The sequence below is a fragment of the Streptomyces sp. RKND-216 genome, from assembly GCF_004795255.1.
Classification (GTDB): Bacteria; Actinomycetota; Actinomycetes; order Streptomycetales; family Streptomycetaceae; genus Streptomyces; species Streptomyces hazeniae.
Genome location: NZ_SSBQ01000002.1, coordinates 5,146,520 through 5,169,514 on the forward strand (window position 1 = coordinate 5,146,520; position 22,995 = coordinate 5,169,514).

At 73.9% G+C, this 22,995-nt stretch carries 15 protein-coding genes; all 15 read left to right on the forward strand.

Annotated elements, in window-relative coordinates; genetic code table 11:
* The first annotated feature begins 90 nt into the window (after positions 1 to 90).
* The 15 genes from E4198_RS22610 (at position 91) to E4198_RS22680 (ending at position 22,916) form a co-directional block, all read left to right on the forward strand.
* Positions 91 to 519, forward strand: coding sequence for a GNAT family N-acetyltransferase (locus E4198_RS22610; protein WP_136185565.1), 429 nt, complete (start codon positions 91 to 93; stop codon positions 517 to 519).
* Positions 520 to 591: 72 nt separating this feature from the next.
* The gene (locus E4198_RS22615) at positions 592 to 1,215 is read left to right on the forward strand and encodes a hypothetical protein (protein WP_136184771.1); all 624 of its coding nucleotides are present in this window, start codon (positions 592 to 594) and stop codon (positions 1,213 to 1,215) included.
* Positions 1,216 to 1,257: 42 nt separating this feature from the next.
* Complete coding sequence (locus E4198_RS22620; protein WP_136184772.1) at positions 1,258 to 2,040, forward strand: 2,3-dihydro-2,3-dihydroxybenzoate dehydrogenase; 783 nt, start codon at positions 1,258 to 1,260, stop codon at positions 2,038 to 2,040.
* Between the two features lie 17 nt (positions 2,041 to 2,057).
* Complete coding sequence (locus E4198_RS22625; protein ID WP_136184773.1) at positions 2,058 to 3,254, forward strand: isochorismate synthase; 1,197 nt, start codon at positions 2,058 to 2,060, stop codon at positions 3,252 to 3,254.
* Positions 3,251 to 4,858 (forward strand): AMP-binding protein, encoded by a 1,608-nt coding sequence (locus E4198_RS22630; RefSeq protein WP_136184774.1) that lies wholly within the window; start codon positions 3,251 to 3,253, stop codon positions 4,856 to 4,858. Before E4198_RS22625 ends, E4198_RS22630 begins: the two co-directional genes overlap by 4 nt.
* A gap of 5 nt (positions 4,859 to 4,863) precedes the next feature.
* A complete protein-coding gene (locus E4198_RS22635) occupies positions 4,864 to 5,532 on the forward strand; it encodes an isochorismatase family protein (RefSeq protein ID WP_136184775.1) in 669 nt (222 codons plus the stop codon).
* Entirely contained in the window at positions 5,529 to 5,768 is a 240-nt protein-coding gene (locus tag E4198_RS22640; RefSeq protein WP_136184776.1) for a phosphopantetheine-binding protein, read from the forward strand. Before E4198_RS22635 ends, E4198_RS22640 begins: the two co-directional genes overlap by 4 nt.
* Positions 5,765 to 6,613, forward strand: coding sequence for a siderophore-interacting protein (locus E4198_RS22645; RefSeq protein WP_136184777.1), 849 nt, complete (start codon positions 5,765 to 5,767; stop codon positions 6,611 to 6,613). Before E4198_RS22640 ends, E4198_RS22645 begins: the two co-directional genes overlap by 4 nt.
* 128 nt (positions 6,614 to 6,741) lie before the next feature.
* Positions 6,742 to 7,737: an ABC transporter substrate-binding protein gene (locus E4198_RS22650; RefSeq protein ID WP_136184778.1), complete on the forward strand. Its 996-nt coding sequence runs from the start codon at positions 6,742 to 6,744 to the stop codon at positions 7,735 to 7,737.
* Positions 7,738 to 7,820: 83 nt separating this feature from the next.
* Positions 7,821 to 8,756: an iron chelate uptake ABC transporter family permease subunit gene (locus E4198_RS22655; protein WP_348771326.1), complete on the forward strand. Its 936-nt coding sequence runs from the start codon at positions 7,821 to 7,823 to the stop codon at positions 8,754 to 8,756.
* Positions 8,753 to 9,748: an iron chelate uptake ABC transporter family permease subunit gene (locus E4198_RS22660; RefSeq protein ID WP_136184780.1), complete on the forward strand. Its 996-nt coding sequence runs from the start codon at positions 8,753 to 8,755 to the stop codon at positions 9,746 to 9,748. Before E4198_RS22655 ends, E4198_RS22660 begins: the two co-directional genes overlap by 4 nt.
* Complete coding sequence (locus tag E4198_RS22665; RefSeq protein ID WP_136184781.1) at positions 9,745 to 10,530, forward strand: ABC transporter ATP-binding protein; 786 nt, start codon at positions 9,745 to 9,747, stop codon at positions 10,528 to 10,530. The genes E4198_RS22660 and E4198_RS22665 overlap by 4 nt, the downstream gene beginning before the upstream one ends.
* A gap of 1 nt (position 10,531) precedes the next feature.
* On the forward strand, positions 10,532 to 20,500 hold the full coding sequence (locus E4198_RS22670) for a non-ribosomal peptide synthetase (protein WP_136184782.1): 9,969 nt from the start codon (positions 10,532 to 10,534) through the stop codon (positions 20,498 to 20,500).
* Positions 20,497 to 21,897 carry an MDR family MFS transporter gene (locus E4198_RS22675; RefSeq protein WP_136184783.1) on the forward strand — a complete coding sequence of 467 codons (1,401 nt, stop codon included), beginning with the start codon at positions 20,497 to 20,499 and terminating at the stop codon, positions 21,895 to 21,897. Before E4198_RS22670 ends, E4198_RS22675 begins: the two co-directional genes overlap by 4 nt.
* A complete protein-coding gene (locus E4198_RS22680; RefSeq protein ID WP_136184784.1) occupies positions 21,897 to 22,916 on the forward strand; it encodes a 3-deoxy-7-phosphoheptulonate synthase in 1,020 nt (339 codons plus the stop codon). The genes E4198_RS22675 and E4198_RS22680 overlap by 1 nt, the downstream gene beginning before the upstream one ends.
* The last annotated feature ends 79 nt before the right edge of the window (positions 22,917 to 22,995 follow it).

Consider the following 22,995-nt stretch of genomic DNA (forward strand, 5'->3'; position numbering starts at 1 on the left):
TGCGCCCGTGCAGGGGGTGGACACGTGGACGAGACGACGGTGCGGCTGGTCGGGTCCGGTGAGTTCCCTGTGCTGGAGCGACTGTGGCTGATGTTCCGGCACGACATGTCCGAGTTCCAGGGTGGGCTGCCCGACCCCGACGGCTGGTACCGGCGCGACCGTCTGGAGCCGGTGCTGCGCGCAGATCCGGACTGGGCGGCCTACCTCGTGGTGGGGAGCGGCCGCCCCGTCGGGCTGGCGCTGGTCCGAGGACTGACCGCGCCGAGGCGGGTGCTGAACGCCTTCTTCGTGGTCCGGGCGGTGCGGAGGTCCGGGATCGGTCTGCGGGCCGCGCGCGAGGTGCTGGAGCGGCACCCCGGGGCGTGGGAGCTGGCGTTCCAGGACGCGAACGAGGGCGCGGCACGCTTCTGGCGCCGGGTCGCCGGGGAAATCGCGGGGGAGTCCTGGGCGGAGGAGCGGCGTCCGGTGCCCGGACGGGACGACGTGCCCCCGGACGTCTGGATCTCCTTCGCGGTGTGAGCGGCGGGACCCGCCGCCCGGTGACGACTCCGGGGCTCAGCTCACTTCGGTAACCTCGCCTAGCTAGGCTTCATGGTCCGCTTCCCGGCCCACGACGGACGTCCCAGCAGCGCGGAGCGGCTCAGGTCCGCCGTCGCCGAGTCGCTGAGCCTGACGACGCGCAGCAACGCGTACGACCTGATCGGCATGCACAGCGCCGACGGCCGGGGCCGGGTGCATCTCCACGCCCCCGCCGACAGCCGGCTGACCGTCGAGGCGCTGTGCGCCCCGCACGGGCTCCTCACCGCCTGGCTGGACTTCACCGACATCGCACCGACACCCGTGCACGACCGGGTCAGGGCCCGGGGCACGCTCTCGGGCCGGCTGGAGGCCGCCGCCGAGCAGACCGCACCGGGCGCGGTGGTGCTGCGGTTCGACACGGCGCGAGCGGAACTGTGTCGGGCGGAGGTCACCGAGGAGATCGGGCTCGACGTCACCCTCCGGGCCGAGGACCCAACCGGCTGTGCTGTCTGCAGAGTTGGGGGAGGGGTGGCCGCCGGAGGACCTGTCGTCCCCTCCGTCCGCCCGCTCTCCCGCCCGGCCGGGGCCGTGCGCCCCGGGGCGTGCGCTCGGCGGGGAGGAAGAGGCGTCCGTGCGAAGGCGTCGGCCCCACGCGCCGCGCACCGACCCCGACTTGCCACACCCCCGAACTGCTGATTAGGTTAGCCTTACCTAGTCTGATGGATCGGGGGGAGACGCATGTCAGCCCGGGATACGGGAGTCGCGGGCTCGGTGGCCTTCGTCACCGGCGCGGCCAGGGGAATCGGCGCCGCGGTGGTCGAGGAACTGGTGCGCGAGGGTGCGACCGTCGCCGCGGTCGACGTGGACGCCGAAGGCCTGTCGTCCCTCGCGGACCGTTCACAGGGACGGGTCGTCCCGTTCACCGCCGACGTGGCCGACGCCGCTGCGATCGCCGAGGTCGTCGACCGGGCGGAGCGGGACCTCGGACCGGTCGGCATCGGGGTGTCCGTCGCGGGCGTCCTGCGGCCGGGTCCGCTGTGCGAGACCACCGACGAGGACTGGGCGGACACCTTCTCCGTGAACACCACCGGGGTGTTCCACGTGCTGCGCGAACTGGGCCGCAGGATGACGCCGCGCGGCCGCGGGTCGCTGGTGACCGTCACCTCCAACGCCGGCGGCGTGCCGCGCGCGGGCATGGGCGCGTATGCCGCGTCCAAGGCCGCGTCCACGATGCTGACCCGCTGCCTGGGGCTCGAACTGGCCGCCCACGGCATCCGCTGCAACGTGATCTCGCCCGGCTCCACCGACACCCTGATGCAGCGTCAGCTGTGGACCTGCGAGGACGACCTCGACCGGGTGATCGCCGGCAGTCCCGAGCAGTACCGCGTCGGCATCCCGCTGGGCCGTATCGCCTCGCCGGCCGACATCGCCGATGCCGTCCTGTTCCTTGTCTCCGACCACGCCAGGCACATCACGATGCAGAACCTGTTCGTCGACGGCGGCGCGACGCTGCGCGCCTGAGAAAGGAAATCGCTGACGTGTCCATACCCCCGTTGGTGCGCCCCAGGCCCGTGCACCGGGCCGCCGACCTCCTGTCCGCGTACCTGCCCGGCTCGTTCTACTTCTCCTCCGCCCGAGGGGCGCTGCTCGCCGACGGCGTGCACTCCTGGGTGCGACCGGGGAGCGGCGCACGTGTCATGGCCGCGGCCGAGGCGCTCGAGGCCGCCGCGACGGCGGGTGTCGCCGAGCCCGTGGTCGCGGGAGCGGTCAGGTTCCGCCCGGAGGGGGAGAGCGGCCTGTTCGTCCCCTCGGTCGTGCGGCGCTCGGCCGCACCGGCTGCGGTACGCGCCCCGGAGGCGGAGCCCGGAACGGCATGGACGGTCACGCCCCGCCCCGAACCAGCCCGTTACGCCGACGGCGTGCGCCGCGCGCTGGAACTCATCCGCGACGGCGAACTGCGCAAGGTCGTGCTGGCCCGCTCCCTGGAACTGACCGCCGAGGCCCCCGTCTGGGTCCCCGCGCTGCTGGCCCGGCTGGTGCGGGCGGACCCGGCCGCCTACGCCTTCGCCGTCGACGTCACGGCCCCGGGCGACTGGGCACCGCGTACGCTCGTCGGCGCGAGCCCGGAACTCCTGGTGTCCCGCCGGGGTGCGACCGTCGTGGCCAACCCGCTGGCCGGATCGGCGCCCCGGTCGGGCGACGACGCGGTCGACCGCGAACGGATCGCGCGGCTTCGCGACTCGGCCAAGGACCTCGGCGAACACGCCCACACCGCCGCCCAGGTCGCCGAGGTGCTGGGCCGCTTCTGCGTCGACCTCCACGTGCCGGAACGCCCCGAGGTGATCGGGACGCCGACCATGTGGCACCTGTCCACCCGGATCACCGGGCGGCTCAGGGACCCGGCCGATCCCGCCTGCTCGTCGCTGGGCCTGGCCGAAGCGCTGCACCCGACGCCCGCGGTGTGCGGCGTGCCCGGGCACCGGGCGCTCAGGGCCATCGCGGACCTGGAACCGGAGGAGCGCGGCTACTTCGCGGGACTGGTCGGCTGGACCGGCCTGGACGGCGACGGCGAGTGGGCGGTGACGATCCGCAGCGCCGTGGTGTGCGACCGGACGGTCCGGCTCTCGGCCGGCGCAGGGATCGTCGCCGGCTCGGACCCGGACGCCGAACTGGCCGAGACCGGAGCGAAGTTCCGTACGCTGCTGCGTGCACTCGGACTGGAGGACGTCGCGTGACCGTGGACCACGTACCCTGGCCGCCGGAGGCGGCCGCGCGGTACCGCGCGGCCGGACACTGGCGCGGGCAGACCTTCGGCGCCCTGCTGACGTCGCTGGCCGGCGCGTACGCCGACCGCACGGCCGTCGTGGGCGGGGACAGCCGCTGGACCTTCGCCGAACTGGACGAGCGGGCACACCGGATCGCGGCCGGCCTGCTGGCGGAAGGGCTCCTGCCCGGCGACCGCGTCGTGCTGCAGCTGCCCAACATCCCGGAGTTCCTGCCGGTGGTGTTCGGCATGTGGCGGGCGGGCCTGCTTCCCGTGTTCGCCCTTCCCGCACACCGGGAGAGTGAGCTGCGGCACTTCGCGTCGCACAGCGAGGCGGCTGCCCTCGTCACTGTCGGCACCCACGACCGGCACGACCACGCGGCGACCGCACGCGCCGTCGCCGCCGAAGTCGGCTCCGTGCGGCGGGTGCTGGAGGTCGGGTCGGACGCGTTCGCCGACCTTGCCGCGACCGCGCCGCGCGAACTGCCCGACCCCGACCCGGAGGGCGTGGCCTTCCTGCAGCTCTCGGGCGGCAGCACCGGGCTGCCGAAGCTGATCCCCCGCACTCACGACGACTACCTGTACAGCGTGCGGGAGAGCGCCCGGATCTGCGGGCTGCGCCCTGACAGCGTCCACCTGGCCACGCTGCCGGTGTCGCACAACTACCCGCTGAGCTCGCCCGGGGTGCTGGGTGCGCTGTACGCGGGCGCCGCCACGGTGATGGCGCCGCGTCCGGACGCGGACACCGCGTTCCGGCTGATCGAAGCCGAGCGGGTCACGATCACCGGCGTGGTGCCGCCGCTGGCCGCCGCCTGGGTGCAGGCGGCCACCCGCACCGAACGTGACCTGTCCTCCCTGGAGGTGCTGCTGGTCGGCGGCGCCAAGTGCGGTCGCGAGCTCGCCGAACGCATCGGCCCCGCATTGGGCTGCAGGCTGCAGCAGGTCTTCGGCATGGCCGAGGGGCTGGTCTGCTACACCCGGCTGGACGACCCCGAGGAGACCGTGCTCGGCACGCAGGGGCTCCCCATTTCGCCGGACGACGAGATCCGCGTGGTCGACCCCGACACCGACGCCGACGTCGCGCCGGGGGAGGAGGGCGCGCTGCTGACCCGGGGCCCGTACACCATCCGCGGCTACTACCGGGCCGAGGAGCACAACGCCACGGCGTTTACCGCGGACGGCTTCTACCGGACCGGCGACCTGGTACGCCGCACCCCCACCGGACAGCTGGAGGTCGTGGGCCGGGCCAAGGAGCAGATCAACCGGGGCGGTGAGAAGATCGCCGCGGCAGAGGTCGAGAACCACCTCATGGCCCACCCGGACGTGCTCGACGCCGCGGTGGTCGCGGTGCCCGACCCGTACCTGGGCGAACGGACCTGCGCCTACGTGGTGCCCGCCGCCGGGGCCTCGCCGGCCGGACGCGACCTGCGCGCGTTCGTGCGCGACCGGGGCGTGGCCGCGTTCAAGGTGCCGGATCTGGTCCAGGTGGTCGAGGACTTCCCGGTGACCGGGGTCGGCAAGACGAGCAAGCGCGAGCTGAGGGCGGCACTGGCCGCGCTCGCGCGGAAGGAGTGACGAGCGTGTCCCTACCCGAGATCAGGCCCTATCCGCTGCCCCGGGCCGACGAACTGCCCGAGGGGCGGGTCGGATGGCGGCCCGACCGGACACGCGCGGCGCTGCTGGTCCACGACATGCAGCGGTATTTCCTGGCCCCGTACGCGGGGGCGCCGGTGCCCGAGATGACGGCGAACATCGCCCGCCTCGCCGAGTCCGCCCGCGCGCAGGGCGTGCCGGTGTTCTACACCGCGCAGCCCGGTCGGCAGGACCCCGCGGACCGGGGGCTGCTCACCGAGTTCTGGGGCCAGGGCATCGGCGCGGTCATCGACTCCGACCCGCGGGCGGCCGACATCGTCGACGCGCTCGCGCCGGGCGAAGACGACGAGGTGCTGGTCAAGTGGCGCTACAGCGCCTTCCAGCGCAGCGCATTCGCCGACCGGCTGGCCGAACTGGGCCGCGACCAGCTGCTGATCACCGGCATCTACGCGCACATCGGTCTGCAGTCCACCGCCGTGGAGGCGTTCATGCGCGACGTCCAGCCGTTCCTGGTGGCCGACGCGGTGGCCGACTTCTCCCGCGAACGCCACGACGAGACCTGCGCCTACGTCGCCCAGCGCTGCGGCGTTGTGACCACCACCGCCGACGCGCTGGCCGCGCTGTCGGCACCGATCCCGGCAGGAGCCGCCCGATGAACCCGACCCTGACTCCCGACCGGGTCCGCGCCGACGTCGCGGAGCTGCTGGACTGCGAGCCCGCCGCGATCGCGCCCGACCAGGACCTGATCGACCTCGGCCTGGACTCGATGCGGATCATGACGCTGGTCGAGCGCTGGCGCGCCGAGGGCGCGTCCACGCTGGAATTCCCCGACCTCGCCGAGCGGCCCGAACTCGGCCACTGGACGGCGCTGCTGACGGGTGGGCCGGAATGAGTCTCGTCGACGACAGGCAGCGCCACCTGGAACGCATCGCCGAGGTCCGCGCGGGGCGCTCCGCCGCGAAGGTGGGCTACCCCATCGGTATCCGCAGGACCGAGGTCGTCCGCACCGTCGCGGTGGGGACGGGTCTGCTGCGGGTGACCCTCGGTGGCGAGGGCACCGACGGGTTCGAGGCGCACGCGCCGGACGAGCACGTCAAGCTGATCTTCCCGGAGCCGGACGGCTCGTTGCGGTTGCCCGAGCCGAACGGGACCATGCTGCGCTGGCCGCGGCCGATGCCCACCGCGCGGGAGTACACGGTGCGCCGTTACGACCCGGCCGCGCGGGAGATCGACATCGACGTCGCGCTGCATGAGGGCGGCCTCGCGTCCGGCTGGGCGCGGACCGCCCGTCCGGGTGACGTGCTGCACGTGGCAGGTCCGCCCGGCGGCCTGATCGTCCCGCACGCGTACGACCGGTATCTGATGGCGGGTGACCTGACCGCCCTACCGGCGATCGCCCGGCGGCTCGAGGAACTGCCGCGAAGCGCGCGGGGGTGGGCTTTCGTCGAAGTCGCCGACGCGGCGGAGGAGATCGAGCTGTCCGCACCCGACGGTGTCGAGGTGCACTGGCTGTACCGCGGGGATCGTCCGGCCGGCTCCGGCGACGCCCTGGAACGCGCCGCCACCGGGGTGTCCCCGGCCGAGGGGGAGAGGCTGTACGTCTGGGTCGCCGGCGAAGCCGGCCAGATCAAACCGCTGCGCCGCTGGGTCCGCGACACGCTGAAGCTGGACCGGGCCGACTACGACATCACCGGCTACTGGAAGCGCGGTGTCGCGGCCTTCGACGAGGACCACTGACGGCCCGCCACCCCGGCGGCACGCACCACATCACACCTCTGCCCCGTCGTGCTGCTCCGGTCCTGCACGATAAGGTGAGCCTTACCTAAGCCTTTGGCTGAACCCTCTGAACCACGAAGGAACTTCGCATGGCGATACGCAGAACCTCCGCCCTCGTCGGCGCCCTCGCTCTGGCCCTGGCCCTTACCGGCTGCGGCACGTCCGAGGCCGGGACGGACAAGGACGGCAGGGGGGAGACCCGGGCGTTCAAGGCCGACAACGGGAAGATCACCATCCCCGCCGACCCGCAGCGCGTGGTGGCCACCGGATACGCCGTGCCCGCCCTCATCGAGGCCGACGCACCGCTGGTCGGCATCTCTTCCTGGAAGCGCGGCGTCCCGATGATGGACGACGAGACGCTCGCCCGCTACAAGAAACTCACCAAGATCGCCGGCGAGCAGGCGGCCGAGACCAACTACGAGGCCATCGCCGAGGTCGACCCCGACCTGATCGTCATCGGCGTTCCGGCCCCCGTCCTCGGCGACATCGACGTCGAGCGGCTGGAGTCCATCGCCCCGGTCGTCGCGATCGGCCCCACCGTGCCGTCCGCCTGGCGCGAGCTCTCCCACAAGCAGGCCGACGCCGCCGGTTCCCTCGAGCGCTTCGACGCCGTGAAGGCCGAGTACGAGGCCAAGGCCGAGACGCTGAGCGAGAAGTACAAGGACGTTCTCCCGGAACTGAAGATGGGCCACGTCGGCGCGTACGGCGAGGTGGCCAAGGGCACCTTCCACCGCGAGTTCAGCGGGTCATGGGGTCCCAACATCGTCGAGGACATGGGCGCGACGTACTACGGCGAGGTCCAGGAGCCCGGCCCGGGCTCGGCTTCGGTCAGCGAGTACCCCTCGATCGAGGAGATCCCGGACTCCCTGGGCGACGCGGACGCCCTCACCTACTCCGTCAACGCCGACGGCAGCGTCCCCGAGTCGGTGCAGTACGTCATGGACTCCCCGCTGTGGAAGAACCTTCCCGCCGTGAAGGCCGGGAAGACCTTCCCGATCCGCTACACGGAGGCCGCGACCTACGGGCAGGCCAAGCAGACCCTCGACGCGGCCGCCAAGGCGTTCGCGCCGCTGCTGGATCAGTGACGGCAGCCGTTCCCGCGACGAAGACCGCGAGCACCGGGGAGACCGTCGCGCGCGTCGGTCTCCTCGTCGGCGGGCTCGCACTCCTGACCCTGGTCGCCGTGCTCAGCTTCGGAGTCGGCGCACGCTCCGTCGCGCCGACCGAGGTCCTGCAGGCCCTCCTGGACTACCAGGGCACCGACGACCACGTGGTCGTACGGGACGTCCGGGCGCCACGCGCGCTGCTGGCCGTCGCCGTGGGCGCCGCACTGGCCGTCGCGGGCGCACTCATCCAGACGCTGGCCCGCAACCCGCTGGCCGAACCCGGCGTCCTCGGCGTCACCGCGGGCGCCGGGTTCGCCATCACCCTCGGGTCAGCGCTCGGCGTGGCCGCCGGTCCCGCCGGCGAACTCGCTCTCGCTGTCCTCGGATCGGTGGCCGCGGCACTGCTGGTCGCCGCGGTCGGCCGGCGGTCACCGCTGCGCCTGGTGCTCGCCGGGGTGGCGCTGACCGCCGTCCTCACCGGCATCGCCCTCGGCATGCGGCTGATGTTCCCGGACGTCTTCGACGTCTACCGGTTCTGGTCGGTGGGGTCGCTGGCGGCCCGCGAACAGGCCCCGCTGCTCCTGCCGCTGGCCGCGATCGCCGGGTCCCTGCTGGGGGCGCTGGTGATCAGCCGCGCCCTCAACGCGCTGGCCCTCGGCGAGACCGTGGCCCATACGCTCGGCGCCGGGGTCGCACGCCTGCGCTCCAGCACGCTGGTGCTCATCATCGTGCTCTCCGGCGCCGCGACGGCGGTGGCCGGGCCGATCCTGTTCGTCGGGCTCATCGTGCCGCACCTGGTGCGCAAGCCCTCGGCGGGTTCGGTGCCCTGGCTCCTGCTCTACTCGATGATCCTCGGACCGATCCTGCTGCTGCTCGCCGACATGGGGTCGCGGGTGCTGCTGCCCACCGGCGAGGTGCCGGTGGCCATCGTGACCGCGTTCCTCGGAGGACCCATGCTGATCTGGGCCGTCCGGCGCCACGGGGCGGGGACGCTGTGACCGTACTGGGAATCCGGCTCGAACCCCGCTTCGCCACGGTCGTCGCGGCCCTTGTCGCCGGCACGCTCGGACTCGCCCTGCTCGGGCTCTGCCACGGCGCGTCCTGGAGCTCCCCCGCCGAGGTGTTCGCCGCCCTGGCCGGCACGGAGCCCTCCGTGGTGATCGTGGAGTGGCGACTCTCGCGCGTCACCGCCGCCGTGGTGTTCGGCCTCGCGCTCGGCGTGGCCGGCGCGCTCTTCCAGAACCTCACCCGCAACCCGCTGGGCAGCCCCGACGTGATCGGGCTCGATGCGGGCGCCTACACCGGCGCGCTCGTCGCCCTCACCGTGCTGTCGGGCACCTCGTCCCAGCTGGCGGCCGGCTCGGTCCTCGGCGGACTGATCGTCGCCGCGGTGATCTACCTGCTGTCCTTCGACCGCGGCTTCTCCGGCCTGCGGCTCGTGGTGATCGGCATCGGCATCAACGCCATGGTCACCGCGGTCAACTCCTGGATCGTGCTGCGCGCCGAACTCGAGGTCGCCATCGCGGCCGTCGGCTGGAGCGCCGGCTCCCTCAACGGGGTGGGCTGGTCCGACCTGTGGATCCCCTTCACCGTCATCGGCGTGCTGCTGGCCCTGATCACCGCAGGAGCGCACGCCGTGCACCAGGCCGCTCTCGGCGACTCCGTCGCGGTGACCACCGGCGTCCGGCTCGACCGCCTGCGGCTCCTCATGGTCTTCGTCGGCGTCGGCTGCACGGCGACGGTCACCTCCGTCGCCGGCCCCATCGCCTTCATCGCCCTGGCCGCACCGCAGATCGGCCGCCGGCTCGCCGGCTCGCCCGGAGTGCCGCTGCTTCCCGCCGCGCTCACCGGCGCGGTGCTCCTGCTGGGCGCCGATCTGGTCGCCCAGGTGCTGCTGGCACCCGTCTCGCTGCCGGTCGGCGTGGTGAGCACCGCGATCGGCGGGGGCTACCTGATCTGGCTGCTGACCAAGGAGGTGAGGCGCGCATGACCGCACGCCTGACGGCGCGGGACATCACCCTGCGCTACGGAGAGCGGGTGGTCTCCACCCGCCTGAGCCTGGACGTCCCCGACGCCGCGTTCACCGCCATCGTGGGCCCCAACGCCTGCGGCAAGTCGACCCTGCTCCGCGCGCTGGTCAGGCTGCTGCAGCCTGCCGACGGACAGGTGACGTTCGACGGGCGCGAGGTCGGCGACTATCCCGGCAAGGCGCTGGCCAAGCAGCTCGGCTTCCTCCCCCAGGACCCGCTGGCACCCGACGACATCAAGGTCCGTCAGCTCGTGGGCCGCGGACGGTTCCCCCACCAGGGGCTCCTCGCACTGTGGTCGCCTCAGGACGAGCGGGCCGTCACCCGGGCCATGGCCGCCTCCGGGGTCTCGGAGCTGGCAGACCGCCCGGTGCAGGAGCTGTCCGGAGGACAGCGCCAGCGGGTCTGGATGGCGATGGTGCTCGCCCAGCAGACCCCCTACCTGCTGCTCGACGAACCGACGTCCTTCCTCGACATCACCCACCAGTACCAGCTGCTCGGCCTGCTGGCAGGACTGCGCGACGAGGGCCGCACCGTGATCGCCGTCCTCCACGACATCAACCAGGCGTGCCGGTTCGCCGACCACCTGATCGCCATGCGCGACGGCCGCGTCGTCGCCGAGGGCGACCCCTCGGAGGTCGTGGACAGCGCGCTGATCAAAGAAGTCTTCGACCTGCCGAGCATCATCGTCCCCGACCCGGTGACGGACACGCCGATGGTCGTCCCCACCCTCCAAGGAGACTGAGTTGAGCGCCTCACCCGCGTCCCCGGACGGGCTGCTCGCCCTGACCAGCGCCCAGACCGGGATCTGGAACGCGCAGCGTCTGGAGCCGGACTCGCCCTTCTACCTCGTCGGCGACGTGGTGGAGATAGCGGGCACCGAGCCGGTCGACGTGGACGCGCTGGTCGAAGCCGTCCGGGCCACCACCGAGGAGGCCGAGAGCCTGCGGCTGCGGTTCCACGACACCCCGGATGGGCCGCGGCAGACGATCGACGACACTCCCGTCGCGCCGCCCGAGGTCGTCGACGTCCAAGCGGCGGCCGACCCGTCGGCCGCCGCCCACGCCCTGGTCGAAGCCGAACGGGCACGGGCCGGTGAGGCGTGCCGGGAGATGGTGGACCGGCCGCTGTACGCGCGCACCGTCATCCGCCTGTCCGACCGGGAGGTCTGGTACACCCAGCTCGGCCACCATCTGGTCTTCGACGGCTACAGCGCCGCGATGCTGGCCCGCCGCACTGCCGCCCGCTACACCGCGCTGGTGCGCGGGACCGAGGCACCCAAGAGCCCCTTCGGCTCGTTCGCCGACATCGTCGCAGGCGACCGTGCCTACCGCGACGGCGAGCGATTCGCCGAGGACCGCGCCTACTGGGTCGACCGCTTCACCCCGCTGCCCGACCTCGGCGACACCGGCAGCGCCGCCGGACCGCCCGACCGCACTCTGACCGCCCGTGCCGTCGTCACGCCCGACGAGACGGCACGACTGCGCGCGTACGCCGAACGCGAGGGCGTCACCTGGGGCGAGGCGCTGATCGCCTGCTACGCCGCCTTCCTCCACCGCATGCTGGGCCACACCGACGTGGTGTTCGCCCTCCCGCTGATGTGCCGTGCCGGCTCCGCCGAACTGCGCACCCCTGCCATGGCCGTGAACGTGCTGCCGCTGCGGACGACCGTCCGAGGCGGGGACGACCTCGGTGCCCTCGGCCGGCGCGTAGCCGCCGCCATGCGCGAGATGCGCGAGCACCAGCGCTACCGGGGCGAGGACCTGCCCCGCGACCTCGGCGCCCCGGGCGCGGGCGCGCTGCTGCACGGACGCGGCATCAACCTCAAGGCCTTCGACCTGGCGATTGACTTCGCCGGCGCCACCGGAGTGATGCGCAACGTCGCGGGCGGCCCGCCCGAGGACATGGGCCTGAGCGTACTCCCCACGCGTGACGGCGGCCTGCTGCTCGGCTTCGAGGTCGACGCCCGCACCAACGACCAGACCACCGTCGACGGCAAGCTGACCGGCCTGCGGGCCCTGCTGGCAGGGCTGACCGACGGCCTGCCCGTGGGACGCATCCCCCTCACCGGCAAGGGCGGACGGCTGCCGGCCGACTGGACCCCGCCCGCCCTGCCCGGCACCCCGCTCGACGTGCCCGCCGCGTTCGACGCGGCGGCCGCCGCCCGGCCCGGGGACACCGCCCTCGTCTGCGGGGAGGACCGACTGTCCGCCGGCGAACTGGCCGGCCGGGTGCACCGGCTGGCCCGCGCCCTGCGTGCCCGCGGCATCGGCCCCGACGACGTCGTGGCCCTGGCCCTGCCACGCTCCGCCGACATGGTGGTCGCCCTGCTCGCGGTGCTCGACGCGGGCGCCGCGTTCCAGCCCCTGGACGTCACGCACCCCTGCGAGCGGCTGCGTGAACTCGTCGCCGACACGAGCCCCGCGCTGGTGCTGACGGACGGCACGATCGACGGCCTGCCCTGGCGCACGCTGCTCGACGAGGCGGCCGGACTGCCCGGCGCGCCGCTGCACGACGGCGAACTGGCCGCTCCCCGGCACCCCGACCACCTCGCCTACGTCATCCACACCTCCGGATCGACCGGACGCCCCAAGGGTGTACTCGTGCGCACCGGAGGACTCGCCGCGCTGCTGCACCACCAGCGGGCCACCGTCGTCGCCGAGGCCGAACGGGACGCGGGCCGGCGCCTGCGCGTCGCCCACACCTACTCGTTCGCCTTCGACTCCGCATGCGACCACCTGGTCTGGCTGCTGTGCGGACACGAACTGCACGTCTACGACGCGGAGACCGCCCGCGACGCCGACGCTCTCCTCGCCGCGTACGCCCGCGACGGCATCGACGTCGTGGACACCACACCGTCCATGGCCGTGCCGCTTCTCGACGGCGGCCTGCTGGACCTGCGGCCGGCGCTGCTGGTCCTGGGCGGCGAGGCCACATCCCCCGCCCTGTGGCGCCGGGTCGCCGAAGCGGGTGTCACCGCCCGCAACATGTACGGCCCGACCGAGGCGACGGTCGACGGCACCACCGCGAGGATCACCGGCGAGGAGCCGACGATCGGACGGCCGCTCGCGGGCACCCGCGCCTACGTCCTGGACAACGCGCTCCAGCCCGTGCCGCACGGCACCGCGGGCGAGCTCTACCTCGCCGGCCCGCACCTGGCCCGCGGCTACCTCGGCATGCCCGGCGCGACCGCCGACCGGTTCGTCGCCGACCCGTACGGCCCCCCCGGCGACCGGATGTACCGCACCGGCGACACCGCCCGCTGGGTGCCCGGACGCGGTCTGGAGTACCTCGGCCGCAGCGACGGACAGGTCAAGGTCCGCGGCCACCGGGTGGAGATCGGCGAGGTCGAGGCCGCGCTCGGCGCGGTGCCCTCCGTCACGGCGGCGGCCGCCGCCGTCCGGTCCGCACGTCTGGTCGGCTGGGTCGTCTCCTCCTCCGCCACGCCGGAGACCGTTCGCGCCCACCTCGCCGCGCGCCTGCCCGAGCACCTGGTGCCCGCCGCCGTGGTCGTGCTCGACGCTCTGCCGGTCACCCCCAACGGCAAGCTCGACCGCGCCGCCCTGCCCGCACCGGCGGCCACCACCGGGGGAAGGGCGCCGAGCACCGAGACCGAACGGCAGCTGTGCGCCGTCCTCGCCGAGGTGTTCGAGGCCGAACAGGTCGGAGTCGACGACGACTTCTTCTCCCTCGGAGGCGACAGCATCACCGCCATCACCGTCAGCAGCAGGCTCCGCGCCCGCGGCCTCCAGCTGCGCCCACGCGACCTGCTGGCGAACTGCAGCTTCGCCGCCCTGGCCGCATCCGCCACCCCGGTGCAGGACCCCCCGGAGCCCGCCGACGAACCGACCGGACCGGTCCCCGCGCCGCCGATCGTCCGCGCCCTCCTCGACCCGCACCCCGACGTGGACGTCGTCGCTGGCTACGCCCAGTGGACCGCCCTCCGTGTCGACGGACTCGCCCACGACGCGCTGGCCTCGGGCGTCCGGGCCGTTCTCGACCACCACGACGCACTGCGCCTGCGGGCCGGCGATGGTCTCGACGTGCTCCCCGCCGGCTCCGTCCCGGCCGTCGTCCGCGAGGTCCACGACCAGGACGTCGCGGCCCTGGCAGGCGACCTGGCCGCTGAACTCGACCCGCGCACGGGCGACCTGCTGCGCGTCACCCTCGTCCGGACCGGCGAGGGCGCCCCGGACCGGCTGGTCGTCGTCGTCCACCACCTCGCCATGGACGGCGTGTCCTGGCGCATCCTGCTGCCCGACCTCCACACGGCCTGCACCGGCGGCACCCTCGCCCCGGTCGGCACGTCGTGGCGGCGGCACGCCACGACCCTCGCCGAGCAGGGGGAGTCCGGCGCCCGTCGGGACGAACTGCCCTACTGGCGGGCCGCGTTGGAGAGCGCCCCACGCCTCGGCGCCCGCCCCCTGGACCAGACCCGCGACACCGTCGCCACCGCGCGCCGGTCGGTCACCGTCGCCTCCCCGGAGGTCACCGACGCCCTGCTGACCACCCTCCCCGCCGCCTACCGCGCCGGCGTCGACGAGGTGCTGCTCGCCGCACTCGTCCTCGCCCTCCGCGACCTCGGCCTGACCGGCGACGCCACGACCATCACCATGGAGGGCCACGGCCGCGAACACCTCGACCTGTCCCGCACCGTCGGCTGGTTCACCAGTGAGTACCCGCTGCGCGTCCCCGCCTCCGGCGGCACCCGCCAGGTGCTGCGCGCCGCCAAGGAGGCCAAGCGCGGCGTTCCCGACGCGGGCGTCGGCTACGGCGTCCTGCGCCACCTCGACCCGTCGGCCGGGCCCGAACTGGCGGCCGCACCGCCCCCGGACGTCCTGCTCAACTACCTCGGCCGGTTCTCCGACACGCCCGCCCCCGGCTGGCGGCTCCCGGGGGAGGACGCCTTCTCCGTGACCGAGCCGGACGCCAAGGCGCTGGAACAGGTCCTGGCCCTCAACTGCTTCGTCCACGAGGAGGGCGCGCCCCGCCTCGCCGTCGAGTGGACCGCCGCCGGCGAGGTGCTCGGCCCCGACGCGGTCGGCGACCTCCAGACGGCATGGGCCGCCGCGCTGGAGACCCTGGCCGACCACGCCCGGCACACCGCCGGCGGCCTCACCCCGTCCGACCTGCCCCTGGTCGCCCTCGACCAGGCCGCGATCGACACCCTCGAACGCACCGGCCCCGTCGCCGACGTTCTGCCCGCCACGCCCCTCCAGGTCGGGCTGTCGTTCCACACCCTGGTCCGCGACGACCAGGACACCGACGTGTACGTCGTGCAGGCCGTGACCACCCTCGCCGGAACGCTGGACCCCGACCTGATGGCCGAGGCAGCACGGGAACTGCTGCGCCGTCACCCCGCGCTGCGCGTCCACCTCGCCCCGGTCGGCGACGACGTGGTGCAGGTGATCCCGGCCGACGTCACCCTGGAGTGGACTCAGGACGACCGCTTCCCGGAGGCCGCCCGCGCCGAACTGTCCCGCCCGTTCGACCCGGCGAAGCCCCCGCTGATCCGCTTCCTGCTGTCCCGCACAGGACCCGCCGAGCACAAGCTGGTGATCACCAACCACCACGCCCTGCTCGACGGCTGGTCGATGCCGCTGGTCGGCCGCACGCTCCTCGCCCTCTACGCCGAACTCGCCGGCGGCCCCGCCGTGCCCGCCGGCCCCCCGCTGTCGGAGTACTTCCGCTGGCTCGCAGGGCGGGACCGGGACGCCTCCCTGACCGCGTGGCGCGACGCGCTGGCGGGCGTGGACGACGCGACCCGCCTCGCACCCGCGACCACCGAGACCGCCGTCGAGCGGCCCGGACGCGTCACCACCGGCCTCGGACGGGAGTTCAGCGACCGGCTCCGCGCCTTCGCCCGCGAGCAGGGCGTCACGCTGACGACCGTGCTCCAGACCGCCTACGGCCTGCTGCTCGGCAAGCTCACCGGACGCCGCGACGTCGTGTTCGGCTGTCCCGTCTCGGGACGGCCCGCCGAGGTGGACGGCATCGGCTCGATGATCGGCCAGCTCGGCACCACCATCCCGGTCCGCATCCGGCACGCGCAGGACGAGACCGTGCGCGAGGTGATGGCCCGGGTGCACGACGAGAGCGTCACCCTGGCCGAGCACCACTACGTCGGCCTGCCCGAGATCCAGCGCAACTCCGGGGTCGGCGAACTCTTCGACACCATGCTGGTGATGGAGAACTTCCCGCTCTCCAGCCGGAAGCGCACCCCCCTCGCCCCCGGACTGGACCTCGCCGGAGTGGACATCACCGACGCCACGCACTACGCGCTGACCGTCATCGTGATCCCGGAGGACGAGATCACGCTCGGGCTCGGCTACCAGCCGCACGCCTTCACCGAGCAGACCGTGCGCGACTACGCCCGCTGGCTGCACCACCTCCTGCGGGAGATCGTCGACGACCCGGCGCGTCCCGCCGTCGGCCTGCCCGTCCTCGACGCCGAGGAGCGGGAGCGCGTCCTGCGCACCGGCACCGAGATCGTCTCCGCGAAGGAACGCGGCCACTGGCTGGAGGAGTTCGCCGGCTGGGTGCGCCGCAAGCCCGACGCGGAAGCCCTGGTCTGCCGCGACCGCAGCCTCGGCTACGCCGAACTGGACCGGCAGGCCAACCGGCTCGCCCACACCCTCATCGCCCACGGCGTGCGGCCCCAGGACCCCGTCGCCGTTCTCGTCGGACGCGACGTCGAGATGACGGTGGCGCTGTTCGGCGTCGCCAAGGCGGGCGCCGTCTACGTGCCCATGGACCCCGCCTACCCGCAGGAGCGGCTGGCCTACATGATCGACGACATCGCCCCGGCCGCCGTCCTGTCGACCGGCGCCGAACCGCCCACCGGACGTGCGCTGCCGGTGCTGCGCCTGGACGACCCGGACACCCTCGCGTCCGCACCGGACACCGACCCGGCGCAGGCGCGCGCCCACCTCAACGAGGACGCGCTCGCGTACGTCATCTACACCTCCGGCACCACCGGGCGCCCCAAGGGCGTCGGCGTCACGCACCGCGGCGTGCCCGACCTCATCGCTCTCCAGGAGGAGGTCGTCGGCGTCACCGAGCACGACCGGTACCTGCACTTCGCGACTACCAGCTTCGACGTCGCCTTCTGGCAGACCATGGTGCCGCTGCTCTCCGGCGGCACCTCCGTGATCGCGCCGGAGGAGGTGCGCGTCCCCGGCGACGAACTCCTCGACTACATCGTCGAACACCGCGTCACCGGAGTGAACCTGCTGCCGTCGTTCCTCGCCGCCATGCCGGACGACCGCACGGTCGGCCCCGACGTCTTCTTCGTCGTCGGCGCCGAGCGCCTCGACCCCGAGCTGGCGCGGCGCTGGGGCGTGGGCCGCCGCGCGCTCTTCAACGCCTACGGACCCACCGAGGTCACCATCAACTCCGTGACCTGGCACTACGACCCGGACGACCCCGGCCCGCTGCCGATCGGCCGCCCCGACCCCAACGTCCGCGCCTACGTTCTCGACGGCGGACTCCAGCCCGTCGGCGTCGGCGTGACGGGCGAGCTGTACCTCGCCGGACCGAGCCTGGCCCGCGGCTACATCGGACGCCCCGGCCTGACCGCCGCTGCGTTCGTGGCCGACCCGTTCGGCCCTCCGGGGACGCGGATGTACCGCACCGGCGACCTGGTGCGGTGGCGCCCCGACGGGCAACTGGTCTTCCTAGGACGTGCCGACCACCAGATCAAGGTCCGCGGCTTCCGGGTCGAACTCGGCGAGATCGAGACCACCCTCACCCGCCACCCCGACGTCCGCGCCTGCGCCGTGATCCTGAGGGAAGGCAGGCTCGTCGGCTACGTCATCCCGACCGACGACGCCGACCTGGACGTGGCAGGCGTACGGGAGTACCTCGCCGCGGAGCTGCCGGACCACATGGTGCCGACCGTTCTCGTCCCGGTCGACCACCTGCCGCTGAGTCCCAGCGGCAAGCTCGACCCCGCCGCGCTGCCCGACCCCGAGAGCGCCGCCGCCCCGCGCCGCGCACCCGCAACCGGGGCCGAGGAAGCGCTGCTGGCCGTCTTCCGGGACATCCTGGGCACCGACGACATCGGCCCCGACGACGACTTCTTCACCATCGGCGGCGACAGCATCGTCTCGCTTCAGGTCGTCTCCCGGGCCCGCCGCCGGGGGTTCGGCCTGACCGCCCGCGACGTCTTCGAGGGCGAGACCGTCGCCGGCATCGCCGCCCGCGCACGCGCCCTCGACGGCGACGACGTGCCGGCCGTCGGCGACGCGCCGCTGACACCGCTCATGCGGGACCTGCTCGACCGGGCCGGGCCCGCCGCGGACGGCTTCTGCCAGTGGGTGGAGGTCTGCGTGCCGCCCGGCGGCGACGAGGCGACCTGGCGGACCGTGCTGGACGCCGTGCTGGCCCGGCACGACGTGCTCCGCGCGCATCTGACTGACGACGCCCTGCGCGTCCCGCCGGCCGGCGCCGTCACCGCCGCCGACGTGCTGACCTGCGCCCGGGCCACGGACGACCTCCGCGCCCTGACCGACTCCCTGACCGACCGGGTCCGGGCGACGATGGACCCGCGCACCGGCCCGCTGCTGCGCGCGGTGTGGGTCGACGCCGGGCCGGAGCGGCCCGGCCGCCTCGTCCTCGTCGCCCACCACCTCGTCGTCGACGGCGTGTCCTGGCGCGTCCTGCTGGACGACCTCGAACACGCCCACGCGGGCGGGACGTTGGCCCGCCACGGGCAGTCGTTTCTCGGCTGGGCGCGCTCGCTGCGCGACGCCGACCGGCGGGCCGAACTGCCGCACTGGCGGCAGATGACCCCCACGCCGTCGCTCACCGGGCCGCTCGACCCCGCCCGGGACACCGTGGCCACCGCCCTCCACCACGAGATCGCCCTCGACGCCGACGCCACGCGCGCCCTCGTCACGACCCTGCCCGCCGCCTACCGCACCACCCCGGACGCCCCGCTGCTCACCGCGCTCGTCCAGGCCGTCCGTGCCTGGCGCGGGACGCCGGACCTGCTCGTCGCGATGGAGAGCCATGGCCGCCCACCGCAGGTCGATCTGTCGCAGACCGTCGGCTGGTTCACCGCCGTCCACCCGGTGCGGCTCGATGCGGGCGACGACGTCAAGGCCGTCGCCCGGCGCCTGCGCGCCCAGGGCGACTGCCTCGGCCACGGCATCCTCACCACGGCCGGTCTGCTCGACCCCGTGCGACCTGAGATCGCCTGGAACTACCTCGGCCAGTACCCCGGCGTCCCGGAACGAGAGACGCCGTGGCAGGCGCCGCCGGACGCCGACCCGCTCGGCTCGGGAGGCTCCGACGCCATGCCCCTGCCGCACGGCCTCATGGTCAACGCCCTGGTGCGCGACGACGCGCTCGGGGTCCGGATCACCTGGCCGTCAGCGCTGTTCACCGCCGACGAGATCGCCGGCCTGGCCGAGCACCTGCGGACCGCGCTCCGACGCGTCGCCGCCGCACCGGAGATCAGGGCCCTCGACGGCGACCGTCCCGCCGCCGAGGTGCAACCACTCACGCCGCTGCAGGAGGTGATGCTGCGGCACTCCCGCAGCGAACGCCCCGACCCGTACACGGTGCAGTCGACGTTCTCCCTCGCCGGACCGCTCGACGTCGACGCCCTGCACGCCGCCGGCGCGGACCTGCTGGCCCGCCACCCGAACCTGGGCGCCGTCTTCCCCGCCGACCTGGCGGTGATCCCCGAGGCGCCGCGGCCGGACTGCCGCGTGACCGACGGGCCGGCCGACGAGGTGCTGGCCGCAGACCTGGCCGAAGGGTTCGACCTCACTTCGGGACCCCTCGTCCGGCTGACCGTGATCCGCCACGGACACGACCGCGCCGACCTGGTCCTGACCAGCCATCACGTCCTCTCCGACGGCTGGTCGGCGCCCCGCATCCTCACCGAACTGTTCGCCCTGTACACCGCCCGCGTGCGCGGTACGGCACCGGACCTCCCGGCCCCCGTACCGTTCTCCGACTACCTGCGCTGGCGCACCGACCACGAACCCGACCTCGGCGCCTGGGCCGCCGAACTGGACGGCCTGCCCGAGGGGAACTACCTGAGCGACGCCGGTGGCGCCGGCCCCGCCTGGCAGGACCCCGACGTCATCGCCTTCGACGCCGAGCTGGTCGCCGACCTCACCGCCCTCGGCGCCGAGCGCGGGCTGACCCGCAACACCCTCCTCCAGGGCGCCTGGTCGTTGCTGCTCGCCCGGCGCTCCGGGCACACCGACGTCTGCTTCGGCGCCATGGTGGCCTGCCGCCCTCCGGAACTGGACGGGGTCGAGGAGATCATCGGCCTGCTGGCCAACACCGTGCCCGTACGGGCCACGCTGCGTGGCACGCTCGCCGAGACCCTCGCCGGCCTCCAGGCCCGGCAGCGGGCCCTGGTCGAACATCACCACGTGGCCCTGCCCGACGTGGAGCGGGCGACCGGCCGGCAGCGGCTGTTCGACAGCGTGGTGGTCTTCGAGAACTACCCCGTCGACCCGGACCGGCTGCGGGAACCCGCCCCCGGGCTCACCGTCGTCGGGATGCGGTTCCGCGAGGCCACCCACCATCCGGTGACCCTGACCGTCATGCCGGACGGCGCCGGCTGGACCGGCGTGCTCGCCCGCCGGGCCGGAGTGGAGGCCGACGGGCTCGCCGAAGAGTTCCTCGAACTGCTCCGCACCCTGCGCGCCCACCTGGACATCGACGTCACTGATCTCCTGGAGCGCCGATGAGCGAGAAGACCGCTCCCCCGGCGGAACGGGTCGACGGACGGCTGCTGCGCGTCGCGTTCATCCTGGTGCTCGGCACGTTCATGGCCACCATGGACGCGACCATCGTGAGCGTCGGCATCGACACCCTGACCGAGGAGTTCGGCACCTCCGTCGCCGGCATCCAGTGGGTCACCACCGCCTACCTGCTGGCCGTCGTCGCCGCCGTCCCGGCGTCCGGGTGGCTGGCCGACCGCTTCGGCGGGCGACGTATCTGGCTCGTGGCGGTCGGCGTGTTCCTGCTCGGCTCGGTGCTGTGCGCGCTCGCCTGGTCAGCGACCAGCCTCGTCGTGTTCCGGGTGATTCAGGGCCTCGGCGGGGGACTGCTGCCGCCGACCGGCCAGGCGCTCCTGGCCCGCGTCGCCGGGCCCGGCCGTACCGGACGGGTCATCAGCATCGTCGCGGTCGTCCCGCTGCTCTCCCCGGTGCTCGGCCCGCTGGCCGGCGGCTCCATCCTGCATGTGGCGCCCTGGCCGTGGCTGTTCCTGGTCAACCTGCCGATCGGCGCGGTCGCGATACTGCTGGCCCGCCGGTACGTCCCGGCGGTTCCTCCGTCGGACCGGCGGACCGCGTTCGACCTGCGGGGGGCCGTGCTGCTCTCGCCCGGTCTGGCCGTGCTCGTCCTCGGGCTCACCGAGGTCGCACACGGCCGCACCGTCCCCGCGGCCGTCGGGATCGCCGCCGGCCTGGCCATGCTCGTGGGCTTCGTGGTGCACGGGCTCCGCACCCGCCGCACCCCGCTCATCGACCCCCGCCTGTTCGCCCGGCCCCCTTTCGGCGCCGCCGCCCTGGCGCTGCTCGTGCTGGGGGCGTCGGTATTCGGCACGGCGTTCCTGCTGCCGCTGTACTTCCAGACCGGCCGGGGCCTGTCGCCCTGGGAGGCCGGGCTGTTGCTCGCACCCCAAGGGGTGGGCGCGGCCGCCGGATCGGTGCTGGTCAACCGCACCATCGAAGCGGTGGCCCCGCGCACGCTGGTGGTGACCGGCATCGCGCTGGTCCTCGCGGGCACCGTCCCGTTCACCCAGCTCGGCCAGGGGCTGCCGGACCTCGTGCTCGCCTCGGCGCTGCTGGTCCGCGGCCTCGGCATGGCCATGATCGGCGCGCCGGTGATGAACATCGTCTACAGCCGCATCGAACCCGAGCACCTTCCCCGGGCCTCCGGAGCCCTCAACCTGCTCAACACCGTGGGCGGTTCGGTCGGCACCGCGGCGCTCGCCGTGGTGCTGCAGGACCGGCTGGCCGCCCGGAGCACGGACATCGACCAGGCGTTCGCCGACACCTTCTGGTGGGTGCTCGGCCTCTGCCTGCTCGCCGCCGCCGGGGCCACCAGGCTGCCCCGAACCCACGCTAGGAAGCCGTGATGCATCCCCTGCCCACACCGGCCGACCTGTCCGCCGCGCACTCGCTGCCGGCGGCGACCGAGAAGGCCGTCGCGCAGCACCGGGAGACCGTCGCCGACGTGCTGGCCGGCCGCGACCCGCGTCTGCTCGCGATCGTCGGCCCGTGCTCCGTCCACGACCCCGAAGCGGCCCTGGAGTACGCGGACCTGCTCGCTCCCGCCGCCCGGCGCCTCGCCGACGACCTGGTCGTCGTCTTCCGCGCCTATCTGGAGAAGCCCCGCACCGTCGCGGGCTGGACCGGCCTGCTCACCAGTCCGCGGCTGGACGGGAAGAGCGACCTGTCCACCGGCCTGCGCGTCGGCCGGTCCTTCCTGACCGAAGCGGCCGCCACCGGCCTGCCCCTGGCCTACGAGTTCGTCGACCCCGCCCTCAGCGCCTACGTCGCCGACACCGTGAGCTGGGGCGCGATCGGCGCCCGCACCGTCGCCAGCCAGCCCCACCGCCACCTGGCGTCCTGGCTCCCCATGCCGATCGGCATGAAGAACTGTGTCTCCGGGCGCCTGGACACCGCCGTGGCCGCCCTCCAGGCCGCAGCCCACCAGCACACCCTCCCCGCGGTGTCTCCCGACGGCCGCCTCACCATGCTGCACAGCACCGGCAATCCTGACACCCACCTGGTGCTGCGCGGCGGGCCCACCCCCAACTACGACCGGGCGAACGTCGCACAGGCCCGCGCCGCCCTCGCGGCGGTCGGGCTGCCCGAACGCATCGTCGTCGACGCCTCGCACGGCAACAGCGGCAAGGACCACAACCGCCAGCCCGCCGTCGTCGCCGACGTGGCCGCACAGATCTCCGACGGCGACCCCGCCCTGGTCGGTGTGATGATCGAGTCCTACCTGGCCGACGGCCGGCAGGACATCGCGGCCGACATCGCCCGCCGGGACCTCAGCGTCACCGACGCCTGCCTGGGCTGGTCCCGTACCGAGCCGCTGCTCGAAAGCCTCGCTCTGGCCGCCCGTCGCCGTCGGGCACGGCCCTGACCGGAACGACGGGAGCCGCCGGTCGCCACGGTCGTGGCGACCGGCGGCGCTCTTCTCCGCCTTCGGGGGCGTGGCCCCC